Annotated in this window: 7 protein-coding genes; 1 reads left to right on the plus strand and 6 read right to left on the minus strand. The window is 35.1% G+C overall.

The features are described 5' to 3' along the window. Window positions 1–2: 2 nt before the first annotated feature. A complete protein-coding gene (locus BM161_RS13195; RefSeq protein WP_074933448.1) occupies window positions 3–881 on the minus strand; it encodes a pyridoxamine kinase in 879 nt (292 codons plus the stop codon). After that, window positions 878–2839, minus strand: a complete 1962-nt coding sequence (locus BM161_RS13200) for a diguanylate cyclase domain-containing protein (RefSeq protein ID WP_074933451.1) — start codon at window positions 2837–2839, stop codon at window positions 878–880. Before BM161_RS13200 ends, BM161_RS13195 begins: the two co-directional genes overlap by 4 nt. Window positions 2840–2934: 95 nt before the next feature. On the opposite strand from BM161_RS13200, the gene BM161_RS13205 reads away from it, so the two are divergent. Further along, window positions 2935–4200: a CobW family GTP-binding protein gene (locus BM161_RS13205; protein ID WP_074933454.1), complete on the plus strand. Its 1266-nt coding sequence runs from the start codon at window positions 2935–2937 to the stop codon at window positions 4198–4200. Window positions 4201–4301: 101 nt separating this feature from the next. Here the strand turns inward: BM161_RS13205 and BM161_RS13210 are convergent, their stop codons facing one another. Genes BM161_RS13210 through BM161_RS13225 form a run of 4 tightly spaced genes read right to left on the minus strand, consistent with a single transcriptional unit; the run spans window position 4302 to window position 11858 of the window. Continuing rightward, window positions 4302–4574 (minus strand): helix-turn-helix domain-containing protein, encoded by a 273-nt coding sequence (locus tag BM161_RS13210; RefSeq protein ID WP_074933457.1) that lies wholly within the window; start codon window positions 4572–4574, stop codon window positions 4302–4304. After that, window positions 4571–4939: a type II toxin-antitoxin system RelE/ParE family toxin gene (locus tag BM161_RS13215; protein WP_074933461.1), complete on the minus strand. Its 369-nt coding sequence runs from the start codon at window positions 4937–4939 to the stop codon at window positions 4571–4573. The genes BM161_RS13210 and BM161_RS13215 overlap by 4 nt, the downstream gene beginning before the upstream one ends. A gap of 50 nt (window positions 4940–4989) precedes the next feature. Next, the gene (locus tag BM161_RS14500; protein ID WP_244882859.1) at window positions 4990–5874 is read right to left on the minus strand and encodes an NADase-type glycan-binding domain-containing protein; all 885 of its coding nucleotides are present in this window, start codon (window positions 5872–5874) and stop codon (window positions 4990–4992) included. Further along, window positions 5871–11858 carry an RHS repeat-associated core domain-containing protein gene (locus BM161_RS13225; RefSeq protein ID WP_074933464.1) on the minus strand — a complete coding sequence of 1996 codons (5988 nt, stop codon included), beginning with the start codon at window positions 11856–11858 and terminating at the stop codon, window positions 5871–5873. Before BM161_RS13225 ends, BM161_RS14500 begins: the two co-directional genes overlap by 4 nt. Window position 11859: the final 1 nt, after the last annotated feature.

Below are 11859 nucleotides of genomic sequence, written 5' to 3' on the forward strand. Positions count from 1 at the left end.
TGTCATTGCGAGCACGAAGTGCGTGGCAATCCATGTGACTGGATTGCTTCGTCGCAGGCTCCTCGCAATGACGCCAACGGAGTTTCGAAATCCACTCCATACCAGTTGTAATCTTTATGGCTGAGGGTTGCTTTAATTGACTCCACAACGAAGTCTGCTGCAAGACGGCAGGCTTCGTCTAATTTTAAACCACGTACAAGAACGCCTGTGAGCACGCTTGCAAAAATATCTCCCGTACCATGAAAACTCTGCGGCATTTTTTCGTGGAAATACCATGTGATTTTTTCGCTCTCTGAATCATAACTTACGATACCAAGTTTTTTATCATCAAAAGAAACGCCTTTTAAGATTACCCGGCGAGCTCCAAGCCCAGCGAGCTTTTTAAGCAAATCTTCTATATATTCCTTCGTATATCCTTTTTCAACATAAGGTATGCCGAGCATATAGCTTGCTTCTGTCAGATTCGGAACAATCACTTCTGCCTTAGCGCAAAGACCTGCCATTGCCAATGCAAAATCCTTTGTAAAGCCTGAATACAAAGAACCGTTATCTCCCATGCATGGATCAACAATTATTCTAGTTCCACCGTTTCCAAAATCTTTTATCAATGAGTGAATTAAATCAATCTGTTCAAAAGAACCAAGGTATCCGGTATAGATTGCATCAAAACGAATCTTCTCATTTTTCCAGTGTTCTGCAATTGCAGAAAGATCGCTGGTAAGATCTCGGAAAGTAAAACCTTTAAAGGCTGTATGTGTTGAAAGAACTGCAGTAGGAAGAACGCAGGCCTCAACTCCCATTGCAGAAATTACGGGAAGAGCAACTGTAAGCGAGCATTTTCCCACACAAGAAATATCCTGAACTGTAATTATGCGTTTCATTTTTTTGCCTTTTTTGAATCTGATTTTTTTGTACGTTTGTTTTCATACATCTTTTCATCAGCTTTATCAAGTACTATCTGATAACCTTCTTTTTTATCCAAAGGCAAAATGCAGTAACCAATACTTGCTTCTACAGGAATTGTCATATTCTCATTTGCAGAATCAAGATATCCCTGAAATCGTGAAAGTTTTTCACGCATATGATCTTCGGTGTAGCCGCCAACTCCAAGAATTATAAATTCATCACCACCACCGCGAACACAAACTTCACCTTTATCTGCAATAAACTTTGCGGCTTTGGCAACAATCATAATTCCGTTATCACCTTCGGTATGACCGTACAAATCATTGCGTTTTTTAAGGTCATCCATATCAATTACAATGGCAAAGATTTTTGCATCATCTGGAGCACTCTGAATTTTTGGTAAAATAGCAAACTCCATTCCGCGCCGATTTTTTAAACCGGTCATCGCATCATGTTCAGAAAGATAATTTGAACGGTATTTTGTTCGGCTCATCTCAAGCGCGTTATTTATATTGCGGAGAAAGTTTCTGTACACTTCGCCAATCATACCGGGGCTGCTTAAATCATTTTGCAAAACTGCATACCCCAGACTGATGTTTCCAAAATGAAGCGGTGCAAAATAATAAACCTGAGGTTCAGTAAAAGTTTCTTTTAGACCTTCTTCAAAAGCCGGAAGCATTGCCGTACGTTCAAATAATTTTTCACGGCCCTCACCTATAAAAACATGATGCTCCCATCCATGAAGTTTTGTAGTTGCTTCTGCAGAAACAGCAAGAAGAATATTTTCATTATATCCTTCCTTCATATCTAAATCTGTATTGAGCCAGTTCTCGTTCAGACAGATATAAAATTTTTTGAAAGGCTTAAGAAGATATTTTGATTCATAAATTTTACAAAGACAGGCATGAGGAGAGTCGGCTGCAGTAAGATTTTCTGCCATATAACTTTCCTCAAGCATTGTCATATTTATATTTTCCCAGACAGTATTATCATTATAATTTATCTTAGTACCCCTTTCTTCCTTAAAATAAGAACGGGTGTAAGAAGGATCTTCTACACAACCACAGGAAGCACCAATCTTCATTCGCTTATCAGAATCTTCTTCATAAGGAACAATTGAAGCGGCAGGGTCTATGATTTCGCGGAGATAATTAACAGCTTCGGCACCGGCCTTTGAATGACTTGGAACATACGAGGTAAGAGGTGGTGTGTTGATAGCTGCCTCACGAACCGCGCCAAAGCCGGTAACAATTACATCATCTGGAACATTGATATTATTTTTTTGAAGCCGGTTGATAAGGCCAAGTGCCATATGATCAGACAAACAGATAACCGCATCCGGTAGTTCCAGTTCACCGTGAATATAACGATTGGCAAGCCGCTCACCACCAAGATACCAGTAGTCGCCGCGGATAATATGATCACGATCAATCTCTATATCATTCTCGTTCAGAACATCCATAATTCCCTTCAGGCGCATTCGGGTAAGAGGGCTTTCATCTGGACCACTTAATATATGGAATCTTTTACAATTATGTTTTTTGATAAGATGTTCGGTAATCTTTTTGAAAGGCGTTTTATCATCAGTATAAATTACAGGAAAATCTCCAAACTCTCTGTCTATGGCAACAACAGGCTTTTTACAATTCTTAAACTGTTTTACAAGCTTATTGTATAAAGTCATATGAGAATCTTCTGTCATTGGAATTGGAGTTATGATAAATCCATCAAAAAGATCAAAGTTGATAAGATTATAAATATTGAGCTCGCCTTCAAGATAATTCTGATTATAATTGCAGATAGAAACTAAAGAACAAACTACAGAAACATCATACCCATATCTTTTACATTGAGCGATAACTCCATGCATTACTCGCTGAGGATATTCACTTTCCGGGGAGATTGTTACAAGGCAAAGTCTCTTTCGCTTCATTATTTTGATTATACCATACTTTCTTTTGACTTATATAGGAAATTTTATGTACTTTCTGGGATTTTTTTATTATATTCTATAGAGAGGACTAACAAATGGCAAATAAAAAGATTCCTATTACACTTTTGTGCGGTTATCTTGGTGCAGGAAAAACTACCCTGCTTAACCGCGTTCTTACAAATCAGAAAGGCTACAAAGTAGCTGTTATCGTAAATGATATTGGTGAAGTAAACGTTGATGAACGCCTTATTTCTAAAGAGGCAAAAATTGAAGATTCAAGCAGTCTTGTTCCACTTACAAACGGATGTATCTGCTGTACTCTCAAGAGCGACATGGTAAATCAGATTGAAAACCTGATGAAGACCGGAAAATTTGACTACATTATGATTGAGGCTTCTGGTGTCTGCGAGCCAATGCCTATTGCTCAGGCAATTGAAACAATTGAAATTGGTAAGCTTGATAACGTTGTTGGCGTTGTTGATGCAAGTCGCCTCGTTGATGAATTCGATGAAGGAAAAGCTCTTCTTAAAGAAGGTATTGATGAAGAAGATATTGAATCACTTTTGATTCAGCAGATTGAGTTCTGCTCTACTCTCATCGTAAACAAACGTGACCTTGTTACAGACGAGCAGATGAAGATGGTTCGTGCTGTAATCAACAAGATTCAGCCAACTGTAAAGGTTATTGAAACAACAAGATGTGATGTTCCTGTTGAAGAAATTATTGGAACAGATCGTTTTGATTTTGAAACAGTATATGCAAGTGCAGGCTGGGTAAAAGCTTTGGAAGAGCACGATGCAGAAGCTGATGATGACGATGATGATCATGACGAGCACGAACATCATCACGACCATGACGAAGATGATCACGAACATGGCGAGCACCATCACCATGATGATGATGATGACGACGACGATGATGATCACGATCATGAAGGACATGACCACCACGGACACCATCACCACCATGAACACAAACACGAAGGTGAAAGCGAAGACGAATACGGAATCGGTTCGTTCGTATACTACCGCCGCCGTCCATTCAACCGCCAAAAGCTTGATGAGTTTGCTTCAAAGTGGCCACGCAACATCATCCGTTCAAAGGGTGTAATCTGGTTCAGCGATGAAGACGACATGGCATACGTTCTTGAAACTTCTGGTCGCCAGATTCAGGCCGGCTACTCAGGAAACTGGCTTGCTTCTTGCCCACCAGCAGAACAGCAGAAAGTTCTTGCCGAAGAACCAGAAATGAAAAAAGACTGGGACGAAAAAGTCGGCGACCGCATGATCAAGATGGTAATCATTGGCCGTCATCTGAACAAAGAAGAAATCTGCAAGAATCTGGATGCTTGTCTGGACTAAAAAACACGATGGTTGAGTAGTCAGATGCAATGCATCTGACGTATCGAAACCAAATCATTTTTATATACCGGCCCATATGAGCCGGTGTTTTTTTATGCATTTCAAATAAGTGTCAAAGATACTTTTTTTCCCAACACACTGGCAAATCTTTGAATTGTTGAAAGTGAAGTATTGAATGTCGGATCCAAGGCATTATCTACTGCAGTCCGTGTAGTATGCATTCTTTTTGCAACTTCGGATTTTGAGAGATTCTGTTTTTCCATTTCTGCTTTCAACTGAGCAGCAATAACTTTCTTGGCTGCAAGTTTCTGGGCTTCTTCATAAAGCCCCTGCTCTTTCATGAATTCAGAAAAATCTTGTCCTACACCCTTCATTTATTTTGCTCCTTGAAACTACTTAATCTGGATTTTGCTATTTCCAGTTCCTCTAATGGTATTCTTTGCGACTTCTTTATAAAACCATGTAACAGCACAATTGTATTATCAAACACAGTAAAGAATACACGGCAAATTCCATCAGAAATATCAGATCTTATTTCCCATAAATCCTTCGTTATTTTCCTGCACAGAGGTAGTCCTAAAGGAAATCCTTTTTGCACAGAAAAGATATCTGCCCCAACTTCTTGTCTATCTTCTTTGTTAAGCTCTAGCAGAAAATCTCGGCATGGTTGATTTTTCATTTGTGTTTCATAGAATCTAACTTGCAGTGGAGCTTCTCGCTCTGTATTTAGATTGTACATTATATTGTACACCTCGTCAAATAGTATATTTAAAGCTCACTGTTTATTGCTTATTCAGTTATGGAGTTTTCGTAAGGGATGACTTCCTCATCATATGCAAAACAATAATGAAGACAAGTATCGTCGTATTTTGTTCCTTTGTAAACATCTGCAATTTCTACGCGAATATCTTCAGGCTGTGTAATAAAAGAAATATCCACTGTCTGAGGATGAGGTGTATCCAGGACATCAAGAATTCTTGAATTACCTGATTTAAGTCCTGTCACTTTGATTTTTTTTATACGATTATTTTGTTTATAAAGATAAGGTTTTTCATACGAAATATAACCATTAATAATAAAGAGGTATGGCCCCAATGGTTTAGCAAATTGTTTTCCTTCTATTGTAAAACCTTCGCCAATACCATCTCCCTTTACCCCTTCTACCCAAGGAGTATCGACAACTAACTTTCTTAGATTTTCAACCGGATAAGCTTTATTCTTTTCAATTAAATAGGATGAACAGTCCTTATATAGATTTCCCCATTCATCAAATCTTGTATATGTAAGTGGTCGTTTTTCGAATGAAAATCCTAATGTAAATGCAAACATTGTAATAAAGTTTTTTCTTTTACATGCTAGAAATAATAGTTTATTATCAGTTGTAATCGAATCAAAATTATTTTTATAATCATCATATTCTGCAATTTCTTTAGGAAGGTTTACTCCGAATTCAATATATGGTAGTCCATATAGTTGTGTAATTTTATACGAAAGTTTTTTTTCTTCTTTAAAATTTAATTGTTGTTTATATTTTATTATAACATTTTGATCTTCAATTATCATTTCATCTAAGCATGATTCACTTTGAAACATGTATTCACCGTTTAAAGAAAAATTCTCTCCAAATAAATCAGACACTATCAAAATTAAAAATATAAAAAGTATTTTTTTCATTTTGCACATCCTCCGATATTACTCATTGATCTAACATAAACTGTAATTGATTTAGGGTTCTGAACACCATCCATTAAATACTGCATCATCTCATCTTGTTGTTTTTGCCCATTTTTCCCAATAATACATGCTGCACTCTCTGGGGTTGCATTACCTGTATAAATATCACCATCTTTTTTTTGATTACCATGAAAGAATATATCTCCTTCATTAATTTTATCCTGTTGTTCCTTCGTAAGTCTTTCATCATTTGTCCTTAGAGATAAAATATTTTTATATGATTCAGAATTTGTTGTTCCATCTTCTTGTAAATAAAGAGGTGTTTTACTAGTACTTTCATTTGACAAATAATAAGTTCCATCAGGAATTGTTTCCCCCTTACCCAGATTATAATATTTTTCCCTACAATTAGCTCCAACAGTATCTACATAAACTAACTTGGTATTAAATCCATCATTCTTGTAAATTAATCTTGTTGAATCAAAACTGTTTCCAAGGCCATCATTATTTCGCAAAATAACAACTGTTGTTTTCTTTACCGTAGTAATAGATTGCTGTCCATTAGCGTTATAGTAAAATAATCCATCTGAATCCACAAAGTTTACGGGATCTCCATTGCAGTATTGGAACCAGTTGAGGCCGTCGCGGATGGGGTCTTGGGTGGTGAAGCGGGAGGTGGATGGGTTGTAATCGCGGTAGCCGTAGTTGTAGTGGGTAGTGGTCGGGTCGAACTGTTTGCCCAGGTAGCCGTAGTCACTGGAAGCTGTAAGGATGCCACTTATTGGAGAGCCAAAAACATCATATGAATAGGCTGTTTTTTGAAGACCTAGGTTGTCTGTTATTGATGCAACACTTCCCAATAAATCTGTTGAAAAATATTCAGCTCCGTAGTCTGATGTTGCTTGAGCAGCAATTATACCATTTACCGAAAGTTGAGTACGTTCTCCTTTATATCTGTGGCTGACAGATTTATAGATTCCTTCATCGAGATAAAAATAGCGGTTTTCATCACTGGATTTTTCATCAGAGAGATATCTGTAACGGTCACCTGTGGGCCTTCCGTTTTCTGTCCATCGGATCCCTGTTTCGTAACTGTCTGTAAAAAGACCGTTAGCATAAGTTGGACTTTGCTTTATTACATCAAAAGTAAATCCATCATACAAAGTCCGCAGCGCACATTGATCTTTATCCTGTACTATAATTCGTCTTCCAAAAACATCATAAGCATAACTTGTTTGTGAACAGGTCTTTTCAGCATGATCTATAACTTCACAATAAATTAAACGATTCTGCGAATTGTACGCATAGCTGATTTTTTTATCTGCACTTTCTTCACTAAGAAGATTCCCAAGCTTATCATAAGAATATTGAATATAACTCTGACCATGTGAGCCGCTTGCGATAAGGCAGTTCTCGTTGTCATAAGTATATTCGATAGTTCCTGATGCTGTAGTTTTTGTTTTACGATTTCCATTTTTATCATAGGTATATTTTTCTTTGATAAAAATCTGAAGATTTGAAAGTTTATTTGCAAATCCATATTGCATGGAATTTAACAGAGGTATAATCGTTGATTTTTCAGCCGAGGTCATATAGCGATTTTCGCCATAATCATTTGTTGCTGGTAGACCACATTCAGAAGCTTCTGTATTTAATTTATCAATAAGCTCATTTGAATATGGATAATAGATTTCAGAAATCTGACCTCGGGAATTATATTCATAAAAAGTTACACGGCCATTAAAATCTACAGTCGCAGTGCGTTTTCCATTCGGACCATAAACATACCCTTCTCCCCATAAGAGAGTTCCGTTATCAGCCTTCAATGTTTTTACCATAACACGGCCGGCCTTATCATAATGAGTCTGTTCTTTTGTTCCATTTCCGAAATCTCTCACTACTTCCTGTCCGTTATTATTATAGCTTAATTTTACATGCAGTCTTTGTTTATTGTCAAAAACTTCTTTTACTTCATTATTTTTCCCGTATGAATAGATTGTGTCCCGAGTCGAACTGATTAATCGGATTCTGTTTCCGGCATCGTCATATTCAAACTCAACTTCTTCACCTGTAGTAATATCTTTTTGATAAATTAATCTGCCACCCTGATCATATTTATAAACAGTTTCTCCATGTGCATTCTGTGCCTCTTCTATATTTCCCGTTTCATCAAGATTAATTACATTCAAGCTGCCATCCGAAAATATTTCTTTCTGGATTGTTCTGTCAGAAGATGTAATATATGAAATTGTACTGCCATCAAAGCAAATCACATTTTTTAATTTTCCTTCCTCATCATAAGAATATGATTGCTCATAGCCCGAACGATTTCGTTCATTTTTCAACCGGCCGAAAACGTCATAATTATATAAATACTTTGCTCCATTTCCATCTGTAACTTTTAGATTTCTTCCATAATTGTCATATTCATATGACTCAACAATTTCATCACCATATTTTATCTGAATTAGATGGCCAGCATTATCATATTCATAGGATTTTTCACAATCTGCCCGATTAAATTCTTTAACAAGCCGTCCCCTCTTATCATATTCTGCACGATATACAATTCCACAATCATCAACAATCTTTTCCAGAAGACCTGTATAGTTATATGAGTAAGACAATTTATTTCCTTCTGGAAAAGTTAAATTATCAATTTTATTCAACGCGTTGTATTGTATTTTCGTTTGATTACCATAGCCATCATATATAGAAATAAGTTGATTCAAGTAATTATATTCATACGATTTAGAATTGCCATTTCCATCTGTTATTCGAACGACATTTCCAAACGCATCAAGCTCATATTCCTTCTTGTATTTTTCACCTTCGATGACAGTGATCTTTCGGCCATCAGAAGAATAATTATAACTTGCAAACCAGGATACAAATTGTTCATCTAAAGTCTTTCCTATACTGATTTTTTTAAGACAATTCAATTTATCATATTCATACCAGACTTTTTGATGTACAGATTCTTTTGCTGCGACTCGACCAAGAGAATCATATTTGTAATTCGTGATATTTCCGCGACAGTCTTTTTCAGATTTTTTACTTCCATCAGGATAATATTCAAAAGTCATTCCCTGACTTCCCTCTTCTCTCTGTAACTTAAGTAATCCATCAGCACCATAATCATATTCGTACCAGCCACTATATAAAGATTGTTCCTTAATTATTCGACCGGCTTTTGAATATTTAATTTCTCTATGTTCATTATTTCCATCAGTTATCTTTATAAGATTTCCGAAGCTGTCATATGCAAAAATATTTTCCAAAATTGAATCATTAAATACAGATATCTGATTTTCATTATTTCCGGATTGCTTATATTCATATTTTTGGGTTTGGACTTTATCGCCTGATTGCAAAAGATAACTTTTAAGAACTTCAAATGTTATAGGATTAGATGAGTTGATTTTTGAAACAATGTCTGCATCAGAAATCTTAAATTGTTTTACTTCACTTATTTTCTCATTTTTATAATTTATAAGTTTTATCCAGCTTTCATTTCCATAATTAATTATTCCAGTGATTTTTCCTTCTGGAGAATATAAATATGACATTATTAGTTGCAGAGAATCCTCACTACCTGCAAAAACATTTATTGGAAGATGGCGTTTGTCATAATCAATTTGCATTACATGAACTTTACTAGACTGCAAATCTTTTTGAATAACTTTTACTAAATCTTTCCTTCCATTTGTGATGTACTGAGTTTCAAGACCTTTATAATCTGTAATAGTTGTTTTGTGTTCTGCATAGGAATATTTGCATATTTCCTGATTATCGATTCTTTCACTTACTAATCGATTTCGATTATCATAAGTATATTTTATTTCTCTGTCTCCGGTCTTTTCTTTTATCAAATTACCATAATTATCATATTCATAATTTGTCACAATTGGATTTTGACCATATTTAACTCGAGTAGTCACAAGCCCCTGTAAATTAAATTGCTGGGTAAATACTGTTTTATTAGCTTTTCGATATTCAATAAGATTTCCATTATTGTCCCGAATGTATTGCTCAATTACTCCATCCCTATCTGTATAACTAAGAAGAAGATTATTTTTATCATATGACCAAAATTCGCTAGAAGAATCGGAGTATCTAATCTGAATCAGATTATTATTTGAATCATATGTATATCTTGTCACATTTCCGTTTTCTTCTTTTGCAACAAGATTTCCATATTCATCATAAGTATTATAAATTACAGTTTCATCAGGAAGTACTTTCTTCTTTGTATGTTGATTTTCATCATACCAGTATTTGGTTATGTTTCCATCATGATCTATATAATCTGTACGATTTTGGTTTCTAAAATATTCAAAATATTCAGCATATCCTTCTTCATTGATTGTTGAGGTTGTAAGAATATTCCCATCATTAGTCTGTTCGTTATATACAAAAGAAATAAAACTTCCATCACACTTATTTAGTTTTACTAAGTGACCGGTCTGATCATAATTCATTGTAACTGTATCACCATCTTTATCAGTTACAGAAAAAAGATAATTATTTTGATAGGTATATTGCACAGTTTCATCCGACGAACGAACGTTAGTTATTTTATTTATAAAACTACCACTATACCAAATTACAAACTCTTCATTAAAAGATGTTTTTATATATGTAATTTTTTGCTCTGTCGTTCTAACTAATTCTACCCAATTATTATTTCTATCAATGAACTTTACAAGAAATCCAGAATCATTATAAATCTTTATGCAACCATTTCTTAAATACAATTTATATGATTTATTACTATATTCACATTTTATAAACTCTCTTTCATTTTCGTTCTTCCAGATATTAAGATTATCATTCTCTTTTTTAAATGTATGAGGATATCCATTCTCATCAATCAAAACAATCTTATCTTTTCCAACTTCTTCGTATTCTTTTCCTAATCCAGAAAATAAAGCAGTTTTATTTCTTTCATGAATTTTCCTTTGTTCAATCAAAAGTTTTTGTAAATATATAATTTGCGCAGTTACTTCTGACATTCGCTTTTTCAAATTATTTAATTTATTGATATCAGCTAAAGCTAAAGCAAGCTGTTTTTCAACAAGCTCTTTTTTGGACTGAACATTACCTCTCAAATTTTCAACCGATATTTTAAGCCTTTTTGCATCATTCTCATAATTACCTTTTCCTCGAACGGCATCTATAAAACTATTAAGTCTTTTTATCAGATCATTTGTTTTTGTAAGTAAAGACTCACACTCTTTTATTCTTGCAGATATCTCATTACTGGCATTATCAATACTACTTACTTTATAATGTCTAATAATTTCTTTTTCGAATTCTGTAATAAATTGCTGAAGTTTGCTTTTATAATTGGTAAGCTTTGTAATTCTCTGCTCAAGGTTACTATCAATACCAATAATTATTCTTTCATCAAGATTTGTAATCCAGCCATATCCGAATGAACCTATAACACTATTATCAGATTCATACCTGCGTTTGATTTCGAACTGTTTAGTACTTCCAATTTCTAAATCCACCTCGGCTAACTCATAAGTACCCTTTGATACTTTTACAGGATCTCCCAGTTTTTCAGCATTCTCAGAGTTTGCTTCTTCAACGAGACTCGCCTCATTTTCCTGATTCTTGATTTCAGTTTCATTAACTGTAACTACTGTATCATCAGGAGCTTCACTTTCTGGATTGGCAAGTTCTGCCCCCTCTACTGTTTCGATTGACTCTAAAGAATCGCTTATTGCTTCCTGCTCATCTGAAATATCATCAAGTTCTTCATCTGGACCATCAGGAGACTCCGGTGGATCGTCAGGATTATCCGGGTCTTCTGGATCGTCTGTATCATCCGGATCATCATTGTCATCATCGCCTGGGGACTCTGGATTTTCTATGGGATTAAGAGGAAAACCTCTATCATCATATTCAACAGCAAAACATAATCCATTGAAGAAAACAAAACTAATAATCAAAAAAAATATTATTTTAAATTTCATA

The sequence above is a fragment of the Treponema bryantii genome (assembly GCF_900113965.1).
In the GTDB taxonomy this organism is placed as follows: Bacteria; Spirochaetota; Spirochaetia; order Treponematales; family Treponemataceae; genus Treponema_D; species Treponema_D bryantii_A.

Excerpts from the sequence above, each read along its gene's own strand:
- BM161_RS13195 (WP_074933448.1), bottom strand. The coding sequence starts at position 881 with ATGAAACGCATAATTACAGTTCAGGATATTTCTTGTGTGGGAAAATGC.
- BM161_RS13200 (WP_074933451.1), bottom strand. The coding sequence starts at position 2,839 with ATGAAGCGAAAGAGACTTTGCCTTGTAACAATCTCCCCGGAAAGTGAA.
- BM161_RS13205 (WP_074933454.1), top strand. The coding sequence starts at position 2,935 with ATGGCAAATAAAAAGATTCCTATTACACTTTTGTGCGGTTATCTTGGT.
- BM161_RS13210 (WP_074933457.1), bottom strand. The coding sequence starts at position 4,574 with ATGAAGGGTGTAGGACAAGATTTTTCTGAATTCATGAAAGAGCAGGGG.
- BM161_RS13215 (WP_074933461.1), bottom strand. The coding sequence starts at position 4,939 with ATGTACAATCTAAATACAGAGCGAGAAGCTCCACTGCAAGTTAGATTC.
- BM161_RS14500 (WP_244882859.1), bottom strand. The coding sequence starts at position 5,874 with ATGAAAAAAATACTTTTTATATTTTTAATTTTGATAGTGTCTGATTTA.
- BM161_RS13225 (WP_074933464.1), bottom strand. The coding sequence starts at position 11,858 with ATGAAATTTAAAATAATATTTTTTTTGATTATTAGTTTTGTTTTCTTC.